The 23,124-nt window shown below is 63.5% G+C and carries 22 protein-coding genes and 3 pseudogenes; 19 read left to right on the top strand and 6 right to left on the bottom strand.

Annotation, left to right across the window (positions count from 1 at the left end):
• The first annotated feature begins 45 nt into the window (after positions 1 to 45).
• From ACHMW7_RS17170 to ACHMW7_RS17205, 8 genes and pseudogenes are all read left to right on the top strand, one after another.
• A complete protein-coding gene (locus tag ACHMW7_RS17170; protein WP_395446815.1) occupies positions 46 to 1,332 on the top strand; it encodes an ABC transporter substrate-binding protein in 1,287 nt (428 codons plus the stop codon).
• A gap of 257 nt (positions 1,333 to 1,589) precedes the next feature.
• Entirely contained in the window at positions 1,590 to 2,408 is an 819-nt protein-coding gene (locus ACHMW7_RS17175; protein WP_395446816.1) for a carbohydrate ABC transporter permease, read from the top strand.
• Between the two features lie 67 nt (positions 2,409 to 2,475).
• The gene (locus ACHMW7_RS17180; protein WP_395446817.1) at positions 2,476 to 3,357 is read left to right on the top strand and encodes a carbohydrate ABC transporter permease; all 882 of its coding nucleotides are present in this window, start codon (positions 2,476 to 2,478) and stop codon (positions 3,355 to 3,357) included.
• Positions 3,354 to 4,223, top strand: a complete 870-nt coding sequence (locus tag ACHMW7_RS17185; protein WP_395446818.1) for an ROK family protein — start codon at positions 3,354 to 3,356, stop codon at positions 4,221 to 4,223. Before ACHMW7_RS17180 ends, ACHMW7_RS17185 begins: the two co-directional genes overlap by 4 nt.
• Positions 4,220 to 4,960 (top strand): GntR family transcriptional regulator, encoded by a 741-nt coding sequence (locus tag ACHMW7_RS17190; RefSeq protein ID WP_395446819.1) that lies wholly within the window; start codon positions 4,220 to 4,222, stop codon positions 4,958 to 4,960. Before ACHMW7_RS17185 ends, ACHMW7_RS17190 begins: the two co-directional genes overlap by 4 nt.
• Positions 4,961 to 5,002: 42 nt before the next feature.
• Positions 5,003 to 5,797: a sugar isomerase domain-containing protein gene (locus ACHMW7_RS17195; protein ID WP_395446820.1), complete on the top strand. Its 795-nt coding sequence runs from the start codon at positions 5,003 to 5,005 to the stop codon at positions 5,795 to 5,797.
• Positions 5,798 to 6,036: 239 nt separating this feature from the next.
• Positions 6,037 to 6,630: a single-stranded DNA-binding protein gene (ssb, locus tag ACHMW7_RS17200; protein WP_395446821.1), complete on the top strand. Its 594-nt coding sequence runs from the start codon at positions 6,037 to 6,039 to the stop codon at positions 6,628 to 6,630.
• Between the two features lie 262 nt (positions 6,631 to 6,892).
• A pseudogene (locus ACHMW7_RS17205) lies at positions 6,893 to 7,791 on the top strand (HNH endonuclease).
• A gap of 220 nt (positions 7,792 to 8,011) precedes the next feature.
• On the opposite strand, the pseudogene ACHMW7_RS17210 reads toward ACHMW7_RS17205, so the two are convergent.
• Together ACHMW7_RS17210 and ACHMW7_RS17215 are read right to left on the bottom strand one after the other, a co-directional pair.
• A pseudogene (locus ACHMW7_RS17210) lies at positions 8,012 to 8,177 on the bottom strand (amino acid transporter); the annotation flags it as partial.
• A 30-nt stretch (positions 8,178 to 8,207) separates the two neighbouring features.
• Entirely contained in the window at positions 8,208 to 8,837 is a 630-nt protein-coding gene (locus ACHMW7_RS17215; protein ID WP_184767681.1) for a MarC family protein, read from the bottom strand.
• Positions 8,838 to 9,088: 251 nt separating this feature from the next.
• Between ACHMW7_RS17215 and gyrA the strand changes: the two genes are divergently transcribed.
• Positions 9,089 to 11,878: a DNA gyrase subunit A gene (gyrA, locus tag ACHMW7_RS17220; protein ID WP_395446822.1), complete on the top strand. Its 2,790-nt coding sequence runs from the start codon at positions 9,089 to 9,091 to the stop codon at positions 11,876 to 11,878.
• A gap of 110 nt (positions 11,879 to 11,988) precedes the next feature.
• Here gyrA and ACHMW7_RS17225 read toward each other — a convergent pair whose 3' ends face one another.
• Entirely contained in the window at positions 11,989 to 12,141 is a 153-nt protein-coding gene (locus ACHMW7_RS17225; RefSeq protein ID WP_395446823.1) for a hypothetical protein, read from the bottom strand.
• 206 nt (positions 12,142 to 12,347) lie between these two features.
• Here ACHMW7_RS17225 and coaD point away from each other — a divergent pair, with 206 nt between their 5' ends.
• Genes coaD through tgt form a run of 6 tightly spaced genes read left to right on the top strand, consistent with a single transcriptional unit; the run spans position 12,348 to position 16,662 of the window.
• Positions 12,348 to 12,848 carry a pantetheine-phosphate adenylyltransferase gene (coaD, locus tag ACHMW7_RS17230; RefSeq protein ID WP_395446824.1) on the top strand — a complete coding sequence of 167 codons (501 nt, stop codon included), beginning with the start codon at positions 12,348 to 12,350 and terminating at the stop codon, positions 12,846 to 12,848.
• Between the two features lie 17 nt (positions 12,849 to 12,865).
• Positions 12,866 to 13,453 (top strand): peptidylprolyl isomerase, encoded by a 588-nt coding sequence (locus ACHMW7_RS17235; protein WP_395446825.1) that lies wholly within the window; start codon positions 12,866 to 12,868, stop codon positions 13,451 to 13,453.
• 27 nt (positions 13,454 to 13,480) lie between these two features.
• Positions 13,481 to 13,996 (top strand): peptidylprolyl isomerase, encoded by a 516-nt coding sequence (locus ACHMW7_RS17240; RefSeq protein WP_395446826.1) that lies wholly within the window; start codon positions 13,481 to 13,483, stop codon positions 13,994 to 13,996.
• Between the two features lie 7 nt (positions 13,997 to 14,003).
• Positions 14,004 to 14,453 carry a DMT family transporter gene (locus tag ACHMW7_RS17245; protein ID WP_395446827.1) on the top strand — a complete coding sequence of 150 codons (450 nt, stop codon included), beginning with the start codon at positions 14,004 to 14,006 and terminating at the stop codon, positions 14,451 to 14,453.
• Positions 14,453 to 15,529: a tRNA preQ1(34) S-adenosylmethionine ribosyltransferase-isomerase QueA gene (queA, locus tag ACHMW7_RS17250; RefSeq protein ID WP_395446828.1), complete on the top strand. Its 1,077-nt coding sequence runs from the start codon at positions 14,453 to 14,455 to the stop codon at positions 15,527 to 15,529. The genes ACHMW7_RS17245 and queA overlap by 1 nt, the downstream gene beginning before the upstream one ends.
• Positions 15,526 to 16,662: a tRNA guanosine(34) transglycosylase Tgt gene (gene tgt, locus ACHMW7_RS17255; RefSeq protein WP_395446829.1), complete on the top strand. Its 1,137-nt coding sequence runs from the start codon at positions 15,526 to 15,528 to the stop codon at positions 16,660 to 16,662. Before queA ends, tgt begins: the two co-directional genes overlap by 4 nt.
• A gap of 3 nt (positions 16,663 to 16,665) precedes the next feature.
• Here tgt and dinB read toward each other — a convergent pair.
• Positions 16,666 to 17,914: pseudogene (gene dinB, locus ACHMW7_RS17260) on the bottom strand (DNA polymerase IV).
• 143 nt (positions 17,915 to 18,057) lie between these two features.
• Between dinB and ACHMW7_RS17265 the strand changes: the two are divergent.
• From ACHMW7_RS17265 to ACHMW7_RS17275, 3 genes are all read left to right on the top strand, one after another.
• Complete coding sequence (locus ACHMW7_RS17265) at positions 18,058 to 19,032, top strand: threo-3-hydroxy-L-aspartate ammonia-lyase (protein WP_395446830.1); 975 nt, start codon at positions 18,058 to 18,060, stop codon at positions 19,030 to 19,032.
• Positions 19,033 to 19,210: 178 nt separating this feature from the next.
• Positions 19,211 to 19,969, top strand: a complete 759-nt coding sequence (locus ACHMW7_RS17270) for a class I SAM-dependent methyltransferase (RefSeq protein WP_395446831.1) — start codon at positions 19,211 to 19,213, stop codon at positions 19,967 to 19,969.
• A 127-nt stretch (positions 19,970 to 20,096) separates the two neighbouring features.
• On the top strand, positions 20,097 to 21,698 hold the full coding sequence (locus ACHMW7_RS17275; RefSeq protein WP_395446832.1) for an ABC-F family ATP-binding cassette domain-containing protein: 1,602 nt from the start codon (positions 20,097 to 20,099) through the stop codon (positions 21,696 to 21,698).
• A 7-nt stretch (positions 21,699 to 21,705) separates the two neighbouring features.
• On the opposite strand, the gene ACHMW7_RS17280 is transcribed toward ACHMW7_RS17275, so the two are convergent.
• Both ACHMW7_RS17280 and ACHMW7_RS17285 read right to left on the bottom strand, forming a co-directional pair.
• Positions 21,706 to 22,119 (bottom strand): DUF4864 domain-containing protein, encoded by a 414-nt coding sequence (locus ACHMW7_RS17280; protein WP_395446833.1) that lies wholly within the window; start codon positions 22,117 to 22,119, stop codon positions 21,706 to 21,708.
• Positions 22,120 to 22,212: 93 nt separating this feature from the next.
• The gene (locus ACHMW7_RS17285; protein ID WP_395446834.1) at positions 22,213 to 22,617 is read right to left on the bottom strand and encodes a DUF4864 domain-containing protein; all 405 of its coding nucleotides are present in this window, start codon (positions 22,615 to 22,617) and stop codon (positions 22,213 to 22,215) included.
• A gap of 167 nt (positions 22,618 to 22,784) precedes the next feature.
• Between ACHMW7_RS17285 and ACHMW7_RS17290 the strand changes: the two genes are divergently transcribed.
• Positions 22,785 to 23,021, top strand: a complete 237-nt coding sequence (locus tag ACHMW7_RS17290) for an Lrp/AsnC ligand binding domain-containing protein (RefSeq protein ID WP_214386181.1) — start codon at positions 22,785 to 22,787, stop codon at positions 23,019 to 23,021.
• The last annotated feature ends 103 nt before the right edge of the window (positions 23,022 to 23,124 follow it).

Genomic DNA, 23,124 nt, shown 5'->3' on the forward strand with positions numbered 1-23,124 from the left:
GCGGATGAAGCCGGGAACATGGCCCCGCATGTGGAGGACGATTTCATGAAACTCGCGTGGATCAAGGGCGCGCTGGCCGCCGGCATTGCCCTGTTGCCAAGCACTGTTTTGGCGCAGTCAGTCAACATTTCCTACCTGACCCACTGGGCGCCGGAGACGGTGGCGCTGCTTGAGCAGGCGGCCAAGGACTTTGCCAAGGACAATCCCGACGTCGCGGTGACGGTGCGGGCCGTGCCGTTCGGTGACCTTTTGACGACACTGCGCTCGCAAGGCGGCGGGCAGGGCGCGACGATCGCCGGCATCTACGACCTGTGGCTGCCGGAACTGGCGCGCGACAAGCTGGTGGCGGCAGCGCCCGAGTCTGTCGCCGGCGAGGTCAAGGGCGGCTGGCCGGCAGGCGTGGTGACGGCGGCAAGCGTCGGCGGGGTTCTCTACGGCATCCCCAACGAGATCGACGTCTATGCGCTCAACTACAACAAGGCGTTGTTCAAGGACGCCGGTATCGCAACCGCGCCCAAGACCTGGGACGAGCTCAAGGACGCCGCCGCCAAGCTGAGCAGGAAGGACTCGGGACAGCAGGGTTTCGGCATGATCAACAGCTGGGCCGCCGGCGTTGTGCATCCGTTCTCGTCGCTGCTGGTGTCCAATGGCGGCGAACTGGTGATGGACGGCAAGCCGATGCTCGACAGCAAGAACGCCGGCGAGACCTTCCAGCTCTACGAGGACCTGATCAAGGCGGGATCGAGCGACCCGGCCATGGGCACGGCCGACGCCAACACGACCGGGCCGTTCCTTGACAACTTCGTTTCCGGCAAGACCGGTATGATCATCATGGCCAATTGGTGGGAGAGCGCGCTCAAGGCAGGCATGACCGACAAGTTCGCCGATATCGCCACGGCACCGATCCCTGTGGGGCCGTCTGGCGACAAGCCGCGCTCGATCTCCTATTCGTGGATGACCGTTGTGAATGCCGGGGTTGCCGAGGCCGAGCAGAAGGCGGCGTGGGATTTCCTCGCTTGGCTGAACAGCCCGAAGTCAGGCCCGAACGGCGCTTCTGCCATGGCCAACATCCTGATGTCGATGGGCATCCTGCCGTCGCGCAGCTCCGACGTCGAAGCCTTCAAGGACAAGCTCGGCTCCGAGTTCCTGTCGGGTTATGTCAGCGTCCTGGCCGACGCCAAGCCTTTTCCGGTCGTTCTCGGCGGCCAGGAGTTCTCGGAATCGCTGCAGCAGACCATCGAGGCGCTGCAATATGGCAAGGTCACGGCCGCAGAAGCGCAGGCGAACGCCCAGGCCGACGCGGCCTCGATCCTGGAGAAGGCTGCGAAGTAGTGCCCGAGCCCGCGTTTTTCTTTCTCCCCGTTCACGGGGAGAGAGTGGCCCGAAGGGCCGGATGACGGGCGGCTCCACGTCTGGAGACCGACGCGCTGCCCCTCATCTGCCTGCCGGCGTTCGATGCTCGAAAAGCCAAGCAATTGGCTTTTCGTCCGCTGCGCGGACCGCCTCTCACCTCCCCATGAACGGGGAGAAGAACGAAGCGGCGACCGTGCCGAGCAACGACAGAGCGCCATCGGGCGCGCGACGTGAAAATGACCAGAACCCACCAACATTCCGTTTGGATGATGCTGACGCCGGCCGTCTCGCTGATCGGTGCCTTCATCTTCGTGCCGATGCTGCTGACGATGTGGCTGTCGTTGCAGGACTGGTCGACGCAGACCGGGTTCCAGACCGCCGATTTCGTCGGGCTCGACAATTTCCGCGAGATTTTTGGCTCGACCTCGGTCGGGCGCGACTTCAAGGGCGCGCTTGTCAACACCGCACTCTACACGCTGATGTCGGTGGCGCTGATCCTGCCTGTTTCGGTCGGGCTCGGGTTGCTCGTCTACCAGCGCAACGTCGCCGGCGGCAACGCGCTGAGGACGATCCTGTTTTCGACCTATATGGTGCCGATGATTGCGGTCGCCCTGGTGTGGTCGAAGCTCTATTCGCCGAGCGAAGGGCCGATCAACCAGATGCTTGGCTGGATCGGCATAGGCCCGCAACCGTGGCTGTCGTCGCCCGGCACGGCGCTGGTTTCCATCGTCTTCCTCAATGTCTGGCAGCAGGTCGGCTATTTCACCGTGCTCGTCGTGGCCGGGCTGACGCAGATCCCAACCAGCCTCTACGAGGCGGCGACCATCGATGGGGCGAATGCGCGCCAGCAGTTCACCGCGATCACCTTGCCGCTGCTGCGCCGGACGTTGCTGTTCAGCGCCGTGATTGCCATCATCAATGCGGTGCAGGTGTTCGAGCCGGTGGCATTGATCACGCAAGGCGGGCCGGTGGGCTCGACCAATGTGCTGACCTATCACATCCGCCGCGTCGGTATCGAACGTGCCCAGGGGGGCTCGGCTCGGCCATGGCAGTGACGCTGATGCTGTCGCTGATCGTGGTGATCTTCGCGCTGTTTTCATTTGCCCGGAAGGGAGACGACGAATGAGCGCGGTTGGCGAGTGGCGGCCGCGCCGCGGCTTGTTTTTCTTCAGGCCGCGCCCGAGCGGGGGCGACTATGCCATGGCACTGCTGATGCTCGTGGTGGCTGTCGCCTCGGCCTTTCCGCTGGTGTGGATGGTGCTGTCGAGCCTGAAGACGCCGGCCGAGACCATGCAGGTGCCGCCGGTATGGCTGCCCGAGAGCCCGAGCCTCGAAGCCTTCGGCAAGGTCTCCGGCGTGATCAATGTCGGCCGCTCGATGCTGAATTCCGCCGTCATTGCCACTGTTACCACCGCCGGCATCATCGTCACCAGCCTGATGGCCGGCTACGCTTTTGCCAAGCACCGCTTTCGCTGCCGTGACGCATTGTTTGCGCTGCTGATCGCGACCATGTTCCTGCCGCCGATCGTGACGCTGATCCCGCTGTACCGGATGATCGGTTCGATCGGGCTCGACGGAAGCCTCGCCGGCGTCATCCTGCCGAATCTGGCCAACGCCTTTGGCATCTTCCTGATGCGGCAGTTCATTGCAGGCGTGCCCGACGACCTGATCGATGCGGCGCGCATGGACGGCGCCTCGGAGATGCGCATCCTGTTCGTCATCGTGGCCCCCCTGGTGACGCCGGCCGTGGCGGCGCTGGCGCTGTTTGCCTTCGTCTATCACTGGAACAGCTATCTCTGGCCGCTGACGGTGCTGCAGGGCAATGCCGACCAATACCCCATCGTCATCAGCCTCAGCCGGCTGTTGAGCTACAACAGGGGCGCGACGAACACCAATCTTGTCATGGCGGGCGCTACGCTGGCCGTGCTGCCGCCGCTGGTGCTGTTCGTGTTCCTGCAGCGCTTCTTCGTCGACTCCATTGTCAGCTCCGGAGTGAAGGGATGAGCAAGGTTCTGGCCATCGACCTCGGTGGCACGCAATTGCGGGCAGGGCTTTCGACCGCACCCGCTGCCGTGGAGCACATCGGTGCCTGGCCGGCACCGGCGGGACTGGATGATCTTCGCACGACGGTCGCCCGGCTGGCCCGGGCGCACGGAGCGACGCGGCTCGGTATCTCGGTGCCGGGCACGGCGCGCGGCGCGCGCTGCCTATGGATACCCAACCTGCCGTGGCTCGACGGGATCGACCTGTCCGAAGTGTTGCCTGATCTCGCAATCGGCCTTGGGCAGGATGCCCAGCTGGCGCTGCTGGCCGAGGCATCGGCGGGCGCGGCCAAGGGTCTGTCGGATGCGATCCTGGTGGCGATCGGCACCGGCGTCGGCTCGGCGGTGCTGTCGGGTTCGCGCATCGTGCGTGGCGGACAAGGTGCTGCCTGCTCGTTCGGCTGGGCCTGTGCCGATCTCGACGATCCCGGCCACGACCGCGATGGTTGGCTGGAGCGGCAGGCAGCGGGCAGGGCGCTCGATGCCATCGGGCGGATGGCAGGGTTCAGTGACGGACGCGGGGTGGTGGCGGCCGCGCGTGCGGGAAATACGGATGCGATTGATGCATTGGCGCGGCCGGCGAAGGCGCTGGGCGTGAGCCTGGCAACCGCCGTGGCGCTGCTCGATCCGCAGGCGGTGATCCTGGCCGGCGGCGTGGCGGAAGCCGCCGACGTGCTGGTGCCGATGGTAAGACACGCAATGGAACGGCAACTGCCGCCGCATCTCAGGGGCGTGCGCATCGAAGCAGGCGCCTTCGGCAAGGACGCCAGCCTCGTGGGCGCGGCATTCGCCGGGGCGCGAGGCCAACAATGGGACGAAATCCGATGAGTGGAACTTTCGCAAAACCCAACCGCAGCCGGCCAGAACCGCTGTGGCACCAGGCCGAGCAGGCGATGCGGACGCTGATCTCATCGGGCGAATGGGCGACGGGCGCGCAGATCCCCAACGAAGAGCGGCTGTGCGACCTGCTCGGGGTCAGCCGCATCACGGTACGCCACGCGCTGCGCAACCTCGAGGATTCCGGCCTGCTCAGCCGCGAGCACGGGCGCGGCACCTTCGTGCGCAGCCCAACTGTCATTGCCGGCGTGCGCGGGCTGACCAGCTTCACCCAGGAGATGGCAAATCTCGGCCTCAATCTGGGCACGCGGCTGCTCGATGCCCGCATCATTCCGGCCGACGCCCAGGTCGCCGGCGCACTGGAGATCGAGGAAGGGACATCAGTGCTGCGGCTGCGTCGTCTCAGGCTCGGCAACGACCAGCCGATCGGCATTCAGACCGCGCATCTGCCGGCGGCACGCGTGCCGGGCCTGCTGGAGACGGCGGCAGGCGTCTCCTCGCTCTACGAGACGTTGAAGGCCAGCTACGGCATCGTGCCCCAGGAGGCGCGCGAGATCTACCGCATCGGTGAGGTCAAGGCCGAGGATGCCGCACTGATCCAGCTGCCAGCCGGCAGCCCTGCTTTCATGGTCGAGCGTATCGCCTTCGACCGCTCTGGCCCGTTCGAATTCACCGTCTCGACCATGCGCGGCGACCGCTACGAAATCCGTTCCGTTCTCCATCTCTGACAAGCGACATCTGACAATCTGACAACCGAAAGGTCTTTTTCCATGACGACTTCCTACATCAGCCGGCTGGCCAAGCTCATCGACGGCGCGGCGAACGCCAACGAAGCGGCGTTCGAGGCCGTATCGGCGCGACTGGCCGAGACGCTCGCCAACAAGGGCTTGGTGCATCTGTATGGCTCGGGCCATTCGGTGCTGCCGTGCCAGGAGGCGTTTCCGCGCTACGGCTCCTATGTCGGCTTCAACCCGCTGACCGACCCGCGGGTGATGTGGCACAACGTGCTCGGCTCCGGCGGTGTCCGCGAGCTTCTGTGGCTTGAGCGCACCGAGAAATACGCCGAAAAGTTCCTCGACCACCAGCCGCTCAACCCGGGCGATTCCATCATCATCTTCGGCCATAGCGGCCGCAATGCCTCGGGCATCGATGCCGCCCTTTATGCCAGGAAGCGCGGGCTGTTCGTCGTCGCCATCACCAGCAAGAACAATCTCGACAAGCCGGCGAGCCATTCCTCCGGCAAGCGCCTGGCGGACGCTGCCGACATCGTCATCGACACGACCTCGCCGATCGAGGACGCGATCGTGCCGGTGGAGGGGTGGAGCCGGCCCGTGGCCGGCTCGTCGACGGTGCTGGCCATGATCATGACTCACGAATTGATCGCGCGCACAGCGCAGAAGTTGGCCGACCGTGGCATCGAGCTGCCGACTTTTGCCTCGCCGACCATCGAGGGTGTGACACTGCACGACACCGACGTGATCTACGGCATCTACCGCGAGACGATGATCGAGGCGCAGCGCAAGCATCTCGATTTCTTCAAAGATCGCATGCAGGGCGAGGCGTAAGCTGCACTGCCGACGTCAAAACCCAGCGGGCTGCCCGAAAGGGCGGCCCGCTGGCATTTGGCATGACAACCTCTTGCCAACTGCCGCGATTGACGATAGAACAAAATAAGAACAAAAAATGTCTTGTGGACGGAACGAGGTTTTCCGCCGGCAGGGGGCGCGGGCGGAGGGTGCCATGGGCTAGTGTGCGCCCTCATATTTTTCTGGAATTTGGTTTCGGACGAGCGCGGAGCGGTGTCATGGCAGGTAGCGTCAACAAGGTCATTCTGGTCGGTAATCTGGGCGCTGACCCCGAGATTCGCCGGCTCAACTCGGGTGAACCGGTCGTCAACCTGAGGATCGCGACTTCGGAAAGCTGGCGCGACAAGAATTCGGGCGAGCGCAAGGAAAAGACCGAGTGGCATCAGGTCGTCATCTTCAACGACAATCTGGCCAAGGTCGCCGAGCAGTACCTCAAGAAGGGCATGAAGGTTTACATCGAAGGCCAGCTCCAGACCCGCAAGTGGGAAAAGGACGGCATCGAGCGCTACACCACCGAAATCGTGCTGCAGAAGTTCCGTGGCGAGTTGCAGATGCTCGACGCGCGCGGCCAGGGTGGCGACGCCGGCTATAGCGGCGGCGGTGGCCAGGTCGGCTATGGTGGTGGCCAGGGCGGTGGTGGATATGGCGGTGGCGGTGGTCGTTCCGACTTCGGCCAGTCGAGCCCGACCGACAGCTATGGCGGTGGCCGTGGTGGCTCGGGTGGCGGTGGTGGCCGCAGCGGCGGCCAGGGCGGCGGTGGCGGCATGGGTGGTGGCGGTTCGCGCGACCTCGACGACGAAATCCCGTTCTGATCGAAACAGAGCGGCGATATCGGCGAATGCCGGCTTAACAGTTTGGGGGCCTGACGCAGCAAAAAGCCTGTCCCGAAGCTGTGGCGAAGGTATGCATGGCGTGATTTACGCCATGCAGGTTGCACGGAAAGTGCAGCCAGAGATGCGGCTGATTTTGGCGGCAGCTTCGCTGAGGCGAGGCGACAAAGAATAGACAAGTTGACCACTCGATTTCGCGAGCAACTGTGCTCGCGAATCTTGCTGCTTCGCGTTACTAAGGCGAATGGGGTACGGGGTCTTCATTCACCGGTCGGATTCGATTTACGACGACAGTCCGGCTGAACGGTATCAATTTCCAGCCCAGTATCTGGGCAGGGTCCAAGGCTGCGTCGGCGACTGGATTATTTATTACGAGCCGCGCAAAGTCACCGAAACACGCGGATACTTCGCTGTTGCCAAGGTGCAGCGGGTCATCCCGGATCCCGGCTCGAAGGGCATGTTTCTCGCGCTTGTCGAACCTGGCACTTATCTCGATTTTGCGAGTCCTGTCCCGTTCAGCGGCGCTAATGGCGTGGTCGAACGTGGGGTTCTCAATGAAGATGGACGAATTTCCGGCCGCGCCCAAGCGGCGGTGAGGCCACTTTCAGCAAGCGACTTCAGTCGGATCGTTACTCTGGGGCTGGATCAGCCGAGCCCGTTGCTGCCAAGAGTCGATCCAGTATTGCCGGTCACCGGCTTCTTCGAGGAACAGGCGCCTTTCGAGTTTGAAGAGAGCCGCGAGCGAGCTCAGTTCTTGACGTCCCGCATTGTACGCGACCGCGTCTTCCGGAAGATCGTCCTGCGCGCCTATGATGAGCGCTGTGCGGTCACTGGATTGAAGCTCATCAACGGTGGCGGACGAGCGGAAGTGGCGGCAGCCCATATCGACCTGTCGAGGCAAACGGGCCGGACATCATCAACAACGGTATCGCGCTCTCAGGGACAGCGCACTGGATGTTTGACAGGGGGCTCATCAGCCTTTCCGATGATCTCGAAATTCTGATTTCGCGGCAAGTGAACGATCCCGATGGCATCCAGGGCATCGTCAATCGCACCGGCCAAGCGATCGGCCCGCAGCGCTTGTCCGACCGTCCCCATCCAAACTTCCTGCAATGGCATCGAGAGCACTGCTTCAAGCAGTAGGCTAGGCTTGCTTGGGGTATCTGTGGTTCCCAAGAAAGTCCGCCGAAACGCAATTCGGCGAAGGCGGTCAGAGCCTGCCTGCCCATTCATGGACTGGATGGCAGATGCCGAGGCATTGTTTCAAACATGTCCGGCGCGGCAGCGTCGTTCCTCGAGGTGCTGGCGCCAAATCTGCGAAATCGCTGCCGGAGGGTCTCGGTGATCTGGTCGTCGCGGAGCCTGTGGACTCAAGGTCGTCGTGTTCGCAGGTCTGCTTGCCGTGCCACAGGTCAAGCGCCCAACCGCCGACGACACACCACGACCTCGATGGGCCAGCCAGGCGCCTCGCCAGCTCGGTTGGATGCCAAGCTCCACGCGTCGTGGTCGACTGCTTCTTGCTCGATCATCCGGCGTCAGCTTGCGCGTTCGCGTGCAGTTCACATTGCCATCAGCGCCTTGATGCCGTCGGCGACGAACTGGACGGCAAGGGCGGCGAGGATGACGCCGAGCAGGCGGGTGAGGATCGAGCGGCCGGTCTGGCCCAGGAACTGGTCGATGCGCTCGGCCAGGATGAACACCAGGTAGGTCAGCGCGAGGCATGCCAGGATGATCAGCACCAGTGCCGCCTGTCCGGCCAAGCCCTGGAACGAGCCCGACAAAAGCACCGTCGCCGAGATGGCGCCGGGGCCGGCGATCAGCGGAATGGCAAGCGGGAAGGCGGCGATGTTGTGGATGTGGTCGCGGGTGATCGCGACATCGGAGATCTTCTCCTTGCGGTCCTGGCGCTTCTCGAAAACCATCTCGAAGGCGATGAAGAACAGCAGGAACCCGCCGGCGACACGGAAGGCCGGCAGCGTGATGCCGAAGACGGTGAGGATGGCCGCACCCGCAACCGCAAAGACGGCCAGCACGATGAAGGCGATGATGCTGGCGCGCATCGATACCTGGAGGCGCTGCTCGCGGTTCATGCCGCGGGTGACGGCAAGAAACAGCGGCGCCAGGCCCGGCGGATCGATGGTCACGAGAATGGTGACGAAGGCATTGAAAACACTGTCGAAAAACGGCATCCGATGTCTCCCCGGCGGATGCAGGCTAACCCGAGGCGGCCGGCAATGCCAGAGCCCTTGCTCATGATTGCTGTGCGATGCGCCTGCGGACGGCAGCAGAGCTGACGGACAGACTGTCGCGGATCAGGTGGTGGCGCCTATCCTGTTGATATCTAGTGAAAAATCAGCGTTGGAAAAGCGCTCCCAAAATTGGTCAATTGCGGGCTGTTCCTATATAAGGAGCAAATGATTCCCAACATGTGTGATCAGAGTTGACCGACCAGAAATCACCGCGCGGACCTGACGGTCCCTCCGGCATCGAGCCGATTTCCATCATCGAGGAGATGCAGCGCTCCTATCTCGACTACGCCATGAGCGTGATCGTGAGCCGCGCGCTGCCCGACGTGCGCGACGGTATGAAGCCGGTGCATCGGCGCATCCTCTTTGCCTCGCATGAGAGCGGCTACCACTGGAACCGGAAATATGTGAAGTCGGCGCGCCCCGTCGCCGACGTGATGGGTAAATATCACCCGCACGGTGACGCCTCGATCTACGATGCCTTGGTGCGCATGGCGCAGGACTGGTCGATGAGCGTGCCGCTGATCGACGGACAGGGCAATTTCGGCTCGATCGATGGCGATCCGCCCGCGGCAATGCGCTACACCGAAGCGCGCCTGACCAAGGTCGCGCACGAACTGCTTGAGGATATCGACAAGGACACCGTCGATTTCCAGGACACCTATGACGCGTCGGGCCAGGAGCCGCGCGTCCTGCCGGCGCGCTTCCCGGCATTGCTGGTCAATGGTGCCGGCGGCATCGCCGTCGGCATGGCGACCAACATTCCGCCGCACAATCTCGTCGAGATCTGCAACGGCGCTATCGCCGTCATGGAAAATCCTGGTATCGACCTGCCTGATCTGATGGAGATCATTCCCGGGCCGGACTTCCCGACCGGCGGCCTGATCCTGGGGCGCTCGGGCATCTACAATGCCTATTCGACCGGCCGCGGTTCCGTCATGATGCGCGGCAAGGTCAACATCGAGCAGAGCCGCGGCGACCGCGAAGCGATCATCATCACCGAAGTTCCGTTTCAGGTGAACAAGGCGACGATGATCGAGAAGATGGCCGAGCTGGTGCGCGACAAGCGCATCGAAGGTATCTCCGACATTCGCGACGAAAGCGACCGCCAGGGCTACCGCGTCGTCATCGAGCTCAAGCGCGATGCCAACGCCGAGGTCATCCTCAACCAGCTTTATCGCTTCACGCCGCTGCAGACCTCGTTCGGCGCCAACATGGTGGCGCTCAATGGCGGCAAGCCGGAGCTGCTGACGCTGCTCGACATGCTGAAGGCGTTCGTGTCCTTCCGCGAAGAGGTGATCAGCCGGCGCACCAAGTTCCTGCTCAAGAAGGTGCGCGACCGCGCCCACGTTTTGGTTGGCCTGGCAATTGCCGTCGCCAACATCGACGAGGTCATCAAGCTGATCCGCACCGCGCCCGATCCGCAGACGGCGCGCGAGCAACTGATGACGCGGCGCTGGCCGGCGGCCGACGTCGAGTCGTTGATCCAGCTGATCGAAGATCCGCGCCACCGCATCAATGACGACGGTACCTACAACCTGTCGGAAGAGCAGGCGCGCGCCATTCTCGAACTGCGCCTGCAGCGCCTGACGGCACTTGGCCGTGACGAAATTTCCGACGAACTCAACAAGATCGGTGCCGAGATCACCGAATATCTCGAGATACTGTCGTCGCGGGCCCGTATCCAGCAGATCGTCAGGGAAGAACTGGTCGCGGTGCGCGACGAATTCGGCGTTCCGCGCCGGACCGAGATCACCGATGCCGGCTCCGACATGGAAGACGAGGACCTGATCCCGCGCGAGGACATGGTCGTCACCGTCAGCCATTCCGGTTACATCAAGCGCGTGCCGCTGTCGCTCTACCGGGCGCAGCGCCGCGGCGGCAAGGGCCGCTCGGGCATGTCGACGAAGGACGAGGATTTCGTCACCCGGCTGTTCGTGGTCAACACGCACACGCCGGTGCTGTTCTTCTCGTCGCGCGGCATCGTCTACAAGGAAAAGGTCTGGCGCCTGCCGATCGGCAATCCGCAGTCGCGTGGCAAGGCTTTGATCAACCTGCTGCCGCTGCAACAGGGTGAACGCATCACCACGATCATGCCGCTGCCCGAGGACGAGGCGAGCTGGGCCGAACTCGACGTGATGTTTGCGACGACGCGCGGCACCGTGCGCCGCAACAAGCTCAGCGAGTTCGTCCAGGTCAACCGCAACGGCAAGATCGCCATGAAGCTGGAGGAAGAAGGCGACGAGATCCTCGGCGTTGAAACCTGCACCGACAATGACGACGTGCTTTTGACCGCCGATTCCGGCCAGTGCATCCGCTTCCGCGTCGACGACGTGCGTGTGTTCCAGAGCCGCAACTCGGTCGGCGTGCGCGGCATCAGCATGGGCGAGGGCGACCGCGTCATCTCGATGGCGGTCATCGAGCATGTCGAGGCGAGCCCGGCCGAGCGCGCCGCCTATCTCAAGCGTTCGGTCGCCGAGCGGCGACTGGCCGCCGGTGTGGTTGCGGGCGAGGACGAGGACATCGCGCTGACCAACGAGGAGGTCGGCGAAGAAGCCGATATCTCCGAGGAACGCTACCAGTTCCTGACCCAGCATGAGCAGTTCGTGCTGACGGTCACCGAATATGGCTACGGCAAGCGCTCGTCGTCCTACGATTTCCGCCTGACCAATCGTGGTGGCAAGGGTATCCGCGCCACCGACGTGTCGAAGGTGGCGGAGATCGGCAAGCTGGTGGCGACCTTCCCGATCGGCAATGACGACCAGATCATGCTCGTCTCCGACGGCGGCCAGGTGATCCGCGTACCGGTCGACGGCATCCGCACGGCGAGCCGCGCCACCAAGGGCGTGACCATCTTCAACACCGCCGACGGCGAGAAGGTTGTTTCGGTCGAGCGGATTTCCGAGCCACAAGGCGAGGACGACGCTGACGAGGCTTCAAACGACGACGCTTCGAACGGTGAAGCGCCGGCGGGCGAGAGCTGATCTCGCTGATGCCTGAACAGCGTTGATGTTCAGGGCGTTAAGTCGGGGAATTTAGGAAAAGAAGGAAGCGGCGCCGAGGCGCCGCTTTTGCCTGGAGGGGCAGAAACTGTTCAGCGCGGGGCGCGCGGATTGCGCCAGCCGGGAAGCTGGAGGCGCGCGGTCTGTACCTTCGTGCGCAAGCGGTGGGCCTCCTGGTGAAGGCTGAAGGCAGTGGCGACAAGCATGGCCAGGGTCATGGCCGCGGCGAGCATAATGATCATCATGGCGCTGTTCTCCTGCTGGAAACAACGGACGACGTGCCGTTTGGTTTCATCTGTTATAGCGACTATCTATTCACATCCGCTTGAACTGATCCTGAGATTGCCATTCATCTCGCATTCATCTCGTAAACCAATTTCCGGCCCGCTCGGGGCCAAGTTGGCGGCAAAGTGCGCTTCCACCTTTGGCGCCGATGTTCTAGAAGCAGCCCATGACTGATCGCATTGCCATCTATGCCGGGTCGTTTGACCCGCTCACCAACGGCCATCTCGACGTGCTCAAGGCGTCACTGGCCGTCGCCGACGTTGTCTATGCCGCAATCGGTATCCATCCCGGCAAGAAGCCGCTGTTTTCCTTCGAGGAACGCGTCGCGCTGATCGAGGAAGCGACCAAGTCGGAGTTCGGCACCGATGGCGGCCGCATCAAGGTCGTGGCCTTCGACGGGCTGGTGATCGACGCGGCGCGCAAGGAAGGTGCTTCGATCATGATCCGCGGCCTGCGCGATGGCACAGACCTCGACTATGAAATGCAGATGGCGGGCATGAACGAGACCATGGCGCCGGAACTGCAGACGGTTTTCCTGCCCGCCAGCCCTTCGGTTCGCACCATTACCGCCACACTTGTCCGCCAGATAGCCTCGATGGGCGGCGACATCCGTCCGTTCGTGCCGGCGGCGGTCGCTGGCGCGCTCAAGGCCAAATTTGCGAAATAATTTCGGAGTATCGGAAAATGCAGCTCAGGAAGCTTGCCTCGTCCTTCGTTGTCCTCGCCGGCCTCATGGCCGGTTCGACTGCGGCCATTGCCGCCGAACCCGACAACACCATGATCATCACGCTGAAGGGCGGCGACGTGACGGTGGCGCTGCGCCCCGATCTCGCACCCAAACACGTCGCCCAGATCAAGACGCTGGTGCGCGAAGGCGCTTATGACAATGTCGCGTTTCACCGCGTCATTGGCGGCTTCATGGCGCAGACCGGCGACGTCGAGTTCGGCGACATGAAGGACGGCTACAATGCTGCCCGCGCCGGTATGGGCGGCTCGAAGCTGCCCGACATCCAGGCCGAGTTCTCGCAGGAGAATTTCAAGCGCGGCGTTGTCGGTATGGCGCGTTCGCAGGATCCGAATTCGGCGAATTCGCAGTTCTTCATCATGTTCGACACCGCGTCTTCGCTTGACGGCCAGTACACCATCGTCGGCGATGTCGAGAGCGGAATGGAACTCGTCGACGCCATCAAGAAGGGTGACGCTGCCAACAACGGGTCGGTCAGCGATCCCGACCGCATGATCAAGGTCCGCATCGCCGCGGACGCCAAGTAACTGAAAACGAAAAGAAGGAGTTTCACCATGGCCGAGATCAAGGACCGCGAAAACGCGCTGATCATGGAAACGACCAAGGGCAAAGTGGTCATCGAACTGTTGCCAGACCTGGCGCCCGGCCATGTCGGTCGCATCAAGGAGCTGGCGCGCGAAGGCGCCTATGACGGCGTTGTCTTCCATCGCGTCATCGAAGGCTTCATGGCTCAGACCGGCGACGTCAAGTTCGGCAAGTCGGGTGGCAAGGACTTCAATCCCAGCCGCGCGGGCATGGGCGGTTCGGACAAGCCGGACCTCAAGGCCGAGTTCTCCAACATGAACCACGGTCGCGGCACCTGCTCGATGGCCCGTTCGCAGAACCCGAACTCGGCCAACTCGCAGTTCTTCATCTGCTTCGAGGACGCCGGCTTCCTGAACCGCCAGTACACGGTCTGGGGCCAGGTCATCGAGGGCATGGACAATGTCGACAAGATCAAGCGCGGCGAGCCGGTGCAGGATCCGGACAAGATCGTGTCGCTGAAGGTCGCGGCCGACATCGCGGAATAACAGGCAGATGTCAGGCGCTCTCTGGTCGCTTCTCGGCGTTCTGGCGGGCGCCTTCATTGCCATTCAGGCTCCCATCAATGCGCAGCTGGCGCGCGGGCTCGGTGTGCCCGTCGCGGCGGCTGCGATTTCGTTTCTTTCTGGCGCGATCGTGCTCGGCGTGATCACTTTGCTTACTACGCGTACGCAAGGGCTGGTCATCGACTGGAAGGCGCCCGCGCCGTGGCTGTTCGTGGTCGGTGGCATGCTGGGGGCGGTCTATGTCACCTCCACGGTGCTGTTGACCCCGCGCATCGGTGCGGCGGCCCTGATGGCCTTCCTGGTGGCGGGCCAGTTGCTGGCCGGCATGCTTGTCGACAAGGCCGGCATACTGGGTGTTGCCGTGCGCGAGATTTCCATGGGCCGCATCATCGGCGCCGTGCTGCTGCTTGCCGGCGCCCTGATGATCCGTATCTACTGATGCGTGTAGACCTTTTCGATTTCGACCTGCCGGAAGAGCGCATCGCGCTGCGTCCGGCCGAACCGCGCGATACGGCGCGGCTGCTGACCGTTCGCCCGGGTGAAGCGTTGGCCGATCTGTCGGTGCACGACCTGCCGTCGCTGCTGAATCCCGGCGATGTGCTGGTGCTCAACGATACGCGCGTCATCCCGGCCCAGCTCAAGGGGGTTCGCGTTCGCGGCGAGGCGGTAGCGCATGTCGATGCGACGCTGCACATGCGCACCGCGCCTGATCGCTGGCTCGCCTTCATGCGGCCGGGCAAGCGGGTCGCTGTTGGCGACCGCATCCAGTTCGGCCACAGCGCCGAGGCGTGCATGCTGGGCCAGCTCGACGCGACAGTGGTGGAAAAAGGCGAGGGCGGCGAAGCACTGCTCGCGTTTGACTTTTCCGGTGCGGCGCTCGACGAAGCGCTGCATGTGGTGGGGCATATCCCCCTGCCGCCCTATATCGCTTCCAAACGCGCCGACGACGCGCGCGACCGCGAGGACTACCAGACCGTATATGCCCGGGAAGAGGGCGCCGTTGCCGCCCCTACCGCCGGCTTGCATTTCACGCCTGAGCTGTTTGCGGCACTCGAGGGCAAGGGCGTCGAGAAGCAGTTCGTGACGCTGCATGTCGGTGCGGGCACCTTCCTGCCGGTCAAGGCCGACGACACCGCCGAGCACAAGATGCATTCGGAGATCGGCCATGTCTCCGAGGAGACGGCGCGGGCGCTGAATGCCGCCAAGGCGCGGGGCAGCCGCATCGTTGCCGTCGGCACCACGTCACTCAGGCTGATGGAAAGTGCAGCGCGCGCTGACGGCAGCATCGTTGCCTGGTCGGGGCCGACCGACATCTTCATCACGCCCGGCTACCGCTTCAGGTTCGTCGACGCGCTGATGACCAATTTCCACCTGCCGCGCTCAACGCTGTTCATGCTGGTTTCAGCCTTTGCCGGGCTGGAGCGCATGCAGGGCGTTTACGCGCACGCTATTTCCAGCGGCTACCGCTTCTACTCTTATGGCGACGCCAGCCTGCTGTTCAGGAACGACCGATGAGCGAAGAATTCACATTCAACGTCCTTGCCACCGACGGCAAGGCGCGGCGCGGCGAGATCACCATGCCGCGCGGCACCATCCGCACGCCGGCCTTTATGCCGGTCGGCACCGGCGGCACGGTCAAGGCGATGTACATGGACCAGGTACGTGGCGTTGGCGCCGACATCATTCTGGGCAACACCTATCATTTGATGCTGCGCCCCGGTGCCGAGCGCGTGGCACGACTTGGCGGCCTGCATGAGTTCGCCCGCTGGCCACACCCGATCCTGACTGACTCAGGTGGTTTCCAGGTGATGTCGCTGTCGAAGCTGCGCAAGCTCAGCGAAAAGGGCGTGACCTTCCGTTCGCATATCGACGGTGCTGCCTATGAGATGTCGCCGGAGCGTTCGATCGAGATCCAGGGGTTGCTCGATTCCGACATCCAGATGCAGCTCGACGAATGCACCGCACTGCCGTCGACGCCGAAGGAAATCCAGCGCGCCATGGAGCTGTCGCTGCGCTGGGCCGAGCGCTGCAAGACGGCCTTCGGCGACCAGCCGGGAAAGGCGATGTTCGGCATCGTCCAGGGCGGTGACATTCCCGACATGCGCGTGCGTTCCGCACAGGCGCTGAAGGCGCTCGACCTCAAGGGCTACGCGGTGGGCGGCCTTGCCGTCGGCGAGCCGCAGGATGTGATGCTCGACATGCTCGACATCACCTGTCCAGAACTACCTCAGGAAAAGCCACGCTATTTGATGGGTGTCGGGACGCCCGACGACATCGTCAAGTCTGTGGCGCGTGGCATCGACATGTTCGACTGCGTGATGCCGACGCGCGCCGGCCGCCATGGCCTCGCCTATACAAGGCGCGGCAAGGTCAACCTGCGCAATGCGCGCCACGCCGACGATCCGCGTCCGCTCGATGAAGAGAGCGATTGCCCGGCGGCGCGCGACTATAGCCGCGCCTACCTCCATCACCTGATCAAGTCGGGCGAGTCTTTGGGCGCGATGCTTTTGACCTGGAACAACCTGTCCTACTACCAGCAGCTGATGGGCGAGATCCGCGCCGCGATTGAAGCCGGAAAATTCGTCGACCGCTCGGTGGAGATCAGCGAAGGCTGGGCGCGAGGCGACATTCCGCTGTACCAGGGCTGAGGCTCACAACTCCTTTTCGGCCAGTTCGCGGAAGGCATCGGGCACCGAGCCGGCGCGCCCAAGGGCGATTCGAGGCATAGCCGACGGCACCCCAGCCGAAACGTTCGCGGATAATGTCCATGGCCCGGTCGGCGTCCCAGCGTGCCTGGCCCTTGAGGGTGCCTGGCCGGTGTCGTTCGTCGGCGAGATCAAGCGGCAACTCGAGCTGCAGGCCGGCGTGTTGTTCGAGATGCGAGACCGAGATCGCCAGCAGCGAGATGCTGCGCTCGCCCGGATATTGGGCAAGTACACCGCGTACCAGTTCTTCGGCGATCTCCGCTATCATCGAGGTAGCAGAGATCGGGGCGTCAAGCGTGATCGACCGTGTCACCGCGCGCATGTCGGCAAAGCGGACGCGGACGGTGATCGTGCGCCCCGGGCGTGACTTGGCCCGGAGGCGCGAAGCGACGCGGTCGGCGAGGTGGCGCAGCGCCGGCACGTAGACATCAGGCCGCGCAGGCTTCATGCCCAGCGCCGACTGCGCGCCAGCCGAATGGGCACGGCGGGACGGCTGGAGCCGCCGCGGATCGCGGTTCCAGGCAAGTGCCGACAGTTTTTCGCCGACGGCAGTACCGAGGAGGCGTTCCAGCGAATGCCTGTTGGCGGCGGCCAACTGGCCGATGGTGGTGATGCCGGCGTCGGTGAGGCGCGTTTCGGTGGCCGGTCCGACGCCCCACATCAGCCCGATGGGCAATTCGTGCAGGAAGGCGAGCTCAGTTCCTGGGTCGACGACGACCAGTCCGTCGGGTTTGGCGACCTGCGAGGCGATCTTGGCGAGGTGCTTGGTCCGGGCGACGCCAACCGAGATCGGCAGGCCGAGCTCGGCGCGGACCCTGTGCCTGACCTGCCTGGCGATTTCTTCCGGCGGACCGAACAGGTGGGTGCAGCCGGCGACATCGGCGAAGGCTTCATCAATCGAGATGCGCTCGACGAGCGGGGTGAAGTCGTCGAGCACCGCAATCGCGGCGTCGCCGAGGCGCTGGTACTCCGTGAAGTTGCCGCCGACGAAGATGAGCCCGGGGCACAGCTCGCGGGCGCGCCGGCCGGGCATGCCGCCGTGGACGCCGAAAGCCTTGGCCTCGTAGGAGGCGGCGAGCACCACCCCGCTGCCGACGGCGATGGGCTTGCCCAGCAGGCTGGGGTCGAGCAGCTGTTCGACCGACGCGTAGAAGGCGTCGAGATCGGCATGCAGGATCGTGGCTGCGCTTTCCATCGTGGTGTTCTGCGGAGAATGGATAAGAACACAAAGGGAACATGTGGGCGATAAGTCAAGCGCTGGCGCAAGCGGTGATGCGCCGTGCGGGCTTCTTGAAACAGCTCGCCTCGACTAGAGTGCCGCGCTCAAGGAGGATTCTCATGACTGTTTCGCTGCGCGTTCCGACATTCGAAGACGTCAAGGTTGCGGCTTCGCGCATCGCTGGCGAGGCACATCGCACGCCGGTGCTGACCTCGCGCACCGCCAATGCCAAGGCGGGCGGCGCTCTCTTTTTCAAGGCCGAGAATTTGCAGCGGGCGGGGGCCTTCAAGTTCCGCGGCGCCTACAACGCTGTTTCGGCGCTTTCACCGGAATCCAGGCGGAGGGGCGTCGTCGCCTATTCTTCGGGGAACCATGCCCAGGCGTTGGCCTACGCGGCGACGCTGCTCGGCGCGCCATCGGTCATTGTCATGCCCAAGGATGCACCCGAGATTAAGATTGCCGCGACGCGCAGCTATGGCGCCGAGGTGGTGTTTTTCGACCGCCACAGCGACGACCGCGACGCGATCGCGCGGCGCATCTCGGAGGAACGCGGCATGGCGCTGGTGCCCCCCTTCGATCACCCCGACATCATCGCCGGCCAGGGAACGGCGGCCGTGGAACTGTTCGAGGAGGTCGGGGAACTCGACATCCTGATCACACCGCTGGGCGGCGGCGGACTGCTCGCTGGCTGCGCGCTGAGCGCCAAGGCACTGGCACCCAACTGCCGGGTCATTGGCGTCGAGCCGGAAGCCGGAAACGACGGTCAGCAGTCATTGCAAAAAGGCGAGGTGGTTCGGATCGCGCCGCCCAGATCGATCGCCGACGGCGCACTGACGACATTCATCGGCGACCACAACTTCCCGATCCTGCAGGCAAAGGTCGACGAAATCGTCACCGTCAGCGATGCACAGCTGGTGTCGACGATGCGCTTCTTCGCCGAACGGATGAAAATCATCGTCGAGCCGACCGGCTGCCTTGGCGCGGCTGCGGCGCTCAACGGTGTTATCGACTGTACGGGAAAACGTGTCGGCATCGTGCTCAGTGGCGGCAATGTCGATCTCAAGGCGCTGAGCGGGTTTTTCGCCGGCGCCTGACACGGGGCCGCCGACACCTGGCGCAAGGCGTGGTTATTGCGCCACAGGCTCCGTGGAACCATTCCAGCTGATGAAGCTTGCGACTGGACGCGGCAAGCAAATCCGTCCTATGGCGCGCCAGCTGCATGCTTGGACCAAAGATCATGCATGTAGCGGAACGTCAGTGGGGCGATGTCGAATGAACAACAGATACGGAACGCTTGCCTCCTGGGTCTACAATCTCGACAAGCCGGTCGGCCGCTCTTTCGGCGACATCGAATATTATCGCGAACGACTTTCAAGCTGTGCGGGACCGGTTCTGGAACCCGCCGTTGGCAATGGCAGGTTCTTCATTCCGATGTTCGAGGTAGGTATCGACATCAGGGGGTTCGATCCGTCCGAGGAAATGCTCGGTTACTGCCGCAAGGCCGGCGCAGCGTGTTCGCTCGAAGGCCGGCTCAGCCGCCAGACCTTCGAGCGCTTCAGCTATGACACCGATTTCGCAGCGATCGTCGTACCATTGGGCTCGTTCCAGCTGATCACAGACGTGGTCGCTGCCAAATCGGTGTTGCGGCGGTTCTTCGAGCACTTGGCGCCTGATGGACGGCTGATGATCGATCTCGACGCCATCGGCGGGTTCCTGGGCGAGTGCGGCAGGGTGCGCAGCTGGACCACCGAGGACGGCGACCTGCTGACGCTGACCGACACGCGGGTTTCCATCGACCACATCGCGCAGACGACAGTGACGCATCTGCGCTACGAGTTGTGGAAGGAGACAAGACTCGCCGACACCGAACTGGAGTTGTTCAGCCTGCGCTGGTGGGGCGTCGAGGAATTCGCCATGGCGCTGCGCGAGGCGGGCTTCATCGATGTGGTTGTCTCAGGCAACTATCGATACGGCGAGGCGCCGGCGAAGGGTTGCGAGACGATCAGCTTTGAGGCGTACCGGCCGCAATGAATTCGACGGCTTGAACCAGGACGACAAGCGGACTATCTAGTCGCCATCAGCAATTTCAACAGGATGTGTGCAGCAATGGATCTTAACCCGACAGCAACGCCGAACCGCTTTGCCATTGGGGAATTCCATGCCTGCATCCATCTCTCTGTCGAACATTGCCTGGACCACGTCTGACGGCCGGACGCTCTTTTCCGATCTATCGCTGAATTTCGAGGGCGGCCGTTCGGGGCTCGTCGGGCGCAATGGCGTCGGCAAGTCGACGTTGCTGCATCTGATATCAGGTTGGCTGCAACCGCAGGCGGGCAAGGTGTCCGCCAGCGGAACGCTCGGCCTGTTGCGACAGGCAGCGCAGACCTCCGCCGATGAAACCGTGGCCGACCTGTTTGGGGTCGCATCCGGGTTCGACGTGCTGCGCCGCGCCGAAGCCGGGCTTGCCGATGTCGATGAGCTCGCTGCCGCCGACTGGACGCTGGAGGCGCGCATCGCGACGGCTCTCGCCCGTGTCAGGCTGAGTGCGGCGCCCGATACCCGGCTTTCGACGCTTTCAGGCGGCCAGCGCACACGCGTTGGGCTTGCCGCGCTGGTCTTCGGCGAACCTGACTTCATCCTTCTTGACGAGCCGACCAACAATCTCGACCGTGACGGGCGGATGGCGGTGATCGACCTTCTCGCCGGCTGGCGGGCCGGCGCGATCGTCGTCAGCCATGACCGCGAACTGCTCGACACGATGGATGCAATCGTCGAGCTGACCTCGCTGGGCGCCAGCCGCTATGGCGGCAACTGGAGCCATTATCGCGGGCGCAAGGCGATTGAGCTGGAGGCTGCCGAGCATGATCTGCTCGACGCTGAACGGCGCGTCGCGCAAGTGGCCCGGGCCACGCAGGCCACCGCCGAGCGCAAGGCGCGCAAGGACGGCGCCGGCAAGCGCAAGGCTGCCAGGGGCGACATGCCGCGCATCCTGATGAATGGGCTCAAGAACCGCGCCGAAAACACGTCCGGTGACAATGCCCGTCTTGCCGAGCGCCAGCGCGTGCAGGCCGTGGCCGATGCTGCCGCGGCACGCGAGCGGATCGAGGTGCTGCAGTCGTTTGCCGTGAAATTGCCTTCGACCGGGCTGCCGTCGGGCAAGGTGGTGCTGCGGATCGACGGACTGACAGTGGGCCATGAGCCGGGCCGGCCGGTGATTTCTGGGTTTTCGCTCGATATCGCCGGACCTGAGCGTATCGCGGTGAGCGGTGGCAACGGGAGCGGCAAGACCACCTTGCTCAAGGCGATCTCAGGCGCGCTAGGCCCATGGGAGGGACGTGTCGAGGTCATGACCGGCTACGCCATGCTCGACCAGCAGGTCGGCCTGTTCGATCCCTCCAGCTCGATCCGGGACAATTTTCGCCGCATCAATCCGGACACGGACGAAAACGCTTGCCGATCGGCGCTGGCGCGCTTCATGTTCCGCGCCGATGCGGCGTTGCAGATCGTGGGCAGCCTGAGCGGCGGACAATTGCTGCGGGCAGGGCTAGCCTGCGTGCTCGGCGGCAAGGTGCTTCCGCCATTGCTGATCCTCGACGAGCCGACCAATCATCTGGACATCGACTCGATCGAAGCCGTGGAGGCGGGGCTGCGTGCCTATGACGGCGCGTTGCTGGTGGTGAGCCATGACGAGCGGTTCCTCGATGCCATCGGCATTGGCAGGCGAATTGTGCTGGAAAAGGGATCTGCGACCGCGAGATGACCGGCTGCTAGGTGCTCAGCGAGTTCGAGGCGCGCAGGCTGACGCCGGTGATGCGCCAGACGCCGTCGGGCTGCAGTTCGAGCGTGTAGACGGCTTCATAATCCTTGCCGTCGGCGCCGACGATGATGACCTGCTGGACGATCGCGGTCGGGCTCACTTGCTGCGACTTGCCGAAGGAAAAGCTCTGCGGCTTGTGCACCGGCTTGTAGGCGCCTGACACCATACCCATGAAGGTGTCGAGCGTTGGGAAGATGCGCTTCACATTGGGCGCGGCAAAACTGTAGGCGCTGGCATTGTCGTTGGCGCGGAAGGCTCGCAGCTGGCCGGTGATGCTATCCTGTGCCGCGTTGATCTCGGCATCGCCGGCGAGCGCGGGGAATACCAATAGCAAAGAGAAAAACAGGGCTGTTGCACGGCGCATGACGTTCTCCGGCGCATGTCGCCACCATCGGGCGACGCTTGCAGACACGCTGGACGCCGCGAAATGGTTGCATGCGACGACGAGTTTATCAGATCAGCCGGTCGTTCGCCTGCTGGATCGTGACGCCGGTGATGCGCCAGGCGCCGTCGCCTTGAAGCTCGAGCGTGTAGAACGCCTGATAGCACCGTCGGAGCCTTCGATGGTCCGCTCCTGGGTGATCGTCGTAACGTTGATCTCGTCGACGCGGCCGAAAGTGAAGACCCTGGCATTGGCGAGCGGCTGGAAGCTGTCCCTGATCAGCGCCATGTAGGCGGCGAGCGTCGGATAGTTCTCACGCACGTTCGGGGCTGACAGTTCGTAGGCGCGCTTATGGTCGCCTGAGCGGAAAGCCACGATCTGTTCGGCGATGGTTTGCTGCACCGCGTCGATCGAGACGTGATCGGCGCGTGCGGGCAGGGCCAACACAAGCAGGATGAAGGCGATTGTGGCGCTGCGCATAAGGCGTCTGATCCGGCTAGGAGGCCGAGGTTCCACCGGTATTCGCGAGCGTTGCGGCAATTGCTACATTGGCGTGGGTTTTTTGGCCTGTTCACGATGAAGCTGCCGCGCTTGAAAGGGGTGGCGTGTTCTGCGACAAGACGGGCAAAGATGGAATGGACGGTGCGATGAAGACCTTTTTCGTGCAGATCAAATGCGAACTCGGCAAGGCCTATGAGGTGGCGAGCGCATTGGCGGACGCCGAGATCGCCTCGGAAATCTACTCGACCGCCGGCAATTTCGACCTGCTGGCGAAGTTCTATGTCGACGACGAGGAAGACGTCGGACATTTCGTCAACGAAAAGGTCCATGCCATCGGCAACATCAAGGACACGTTCACGACTGTGACCTTCCGCGCGTTCTGAGCGTGGAAAGGGCAGGGATGCGCCCAAAGTCCCTGCATCTTGCCGAAATGCTGGGCAATTTCCCGATTATGAAGCCGGCTGCGCCTGAAACCGGCGATTGCGC

The sequence above is a fragment of the Aminobacter sp. UC22_36 genome (assembly GCF_044056035.1).
In the GTDB taxonomy this organism is placed as follows: Bacteria; Pseudomonadota; Alphaproteobacteria; order Rhizobiales; family Rhizobiaceae; genus Aminobacter.

Excerpts from the sequence above, each read along its gene's own strand:
- ssb (WP_395446821.1), top strand. The coding sequence starts at position 6,037 with ATGGCAGGTAGCGTCAACAAGGTCATTCTGGTCGGTAATCTGGGCGCT.
- ACHMW7_RS17270 (WP_395446831.1), top strand. The coding sequence starts at position 19,211 with ATGAACAACAGATACGGAACGCTTGCCTCCTGGGTCTACAATCTCGAC.
- ACHMW7_RS17290 (WP_214386181.1), top strand. The coding sequence starts at position 22,785 with ATGAAGACCTTTTTCGTGCAGATCAAATGCGAACTCGGCAAGGCCTAT.
- ACHMW7_RS17235 (WP_395446825.1), top strand. The coding sequence starts at position 12,866 with ATGCAGCTCAGGAAGCTTGCCTCGTCCTTCGTTGTCCTCGCCGGCCTC.
- queA (WP_395446828.1), top strand. The coding sequence starts at position 14,453 with ATGCGTGTAGACCTTTTCGATTTCGACCTGCCGGAAGAGCGCATCGCG.
- ACHMW7_RS17245 (WP_395446827.1), top strand. The coding sequence starts at position 14,004 with ATGTCAGGCGCTCTCTGGTCGCTTCTCGGCGTTCTGGCGGGCGCCTTC.
- ACHMW7_RS17275 (WP_395446832.1), top strand. The coding sequence starts at position 20,097 with ATGCCTGCATCCATCTCTCTGTCGAACATTGCCTGGACCACGTCTGAC.
- coaD (WP_395446824.1), top strand. The coding sequence starts at position 12,348 with ATGACTGATCGCATTGCCATCTATGCCGGGTCGTTTGACCCGCTCACC.
- ACHMW7_RS17195 (WP_395446820.1), top strand. The coding sequence starts at position 5,003 with ATGACGACTTCCTACATCAGCCGGCTGGCCAAGCTCATCGACGGCGCG.
- ACHMW7_RS17180 (WP_395446817.1), top strand. The coding sequence starts at position 2,476 with ATGAGCGCGGTTGGCGAGTGGCGGCCGCGCCGCGGCTTGTTTTTCTTC.
- ACHMW7_RS17285 (WP_395446834.1), bottom strand. The coding sequence starts at position 22,617 with ATGCGCAGCGCCACAATCGCCTTCATCCTGCTTGTGTTGGCCCTGCCC.
- ACHMW7_RS17175 (WP_395446816.1), top strand. The coding sequence starts at position 1,590 with ATGACCAGAACCCACCAACATTCCGTTTGGATGATGCTGACGCCGGCC.
- ACHMW7_RS17215 (WP_184767681.1), bottom strand. The coding sequence starts at position 8,837 with ATGCCGTTTTTCGACAGTGTTTTCAATGCCTTCGTCACCATTCTCGTG.
- ACHMW7_RS17225 (WP_395446823.1), bottom strand. The coding sequence starts at position 12,141 with ATGATGATCATTATGCTCGCCGCGGCCATGACCCTGGCCATGCTTGTC.
- ACHMW7_RS17190 (WP_395446819.1), top strand. The coding sequence starts at position 4,220 with ATGAGTGGAACTTTCGCAAAACCCAACCGCAGCCGGCCAGAACCGCTG.
- tgt (WP_395446829.1), top strand. The coding sequence starts at position 15,526 with ATGAGCGAAGAATTCACATTCAACGTCCTTGCCACCGACGGCAAGGCG.
- ACHMW7_RS17240 (WP_395446826.1), top strand. The coding sequence starts at position 13,481 with ATGGCCGAGATCAAGGACCGCGAAAACGCGCTGATCATGGAAACGACC.
- ACHMW7_RS17185 (WP_395446818.1), top strand. The coding sequence starts at position 3,354 with ATGAGCAAGGTTCTGGCCATCGACCTCGGTGGCACGCAATTGCGGGCA.
- ACHMW7_RS17170 (WP_395446815.1), top strand. The coding sequence starts at position 46 with ATGAAACTCGCGTGGATCAAGGGCGCGCTGGCCGCCGGCATTGCCCTG.
- ACHMW7_RS17280 (WP_395446833.1), bottom strand. The coding sequence starts at position 22,119 with ATGCGCCGTGCAACAGCCCTGTTTTTCTCTTTGCTATTGGTATTCCCC.
- ACHMW7_RS17265 (WP_395446830.1), top strand. The coding sequence starts at position 18,058 with ATGACTGTTTCGCTGCGCGTTCCGACATTCGAAGACGTCAAGGTTGCG.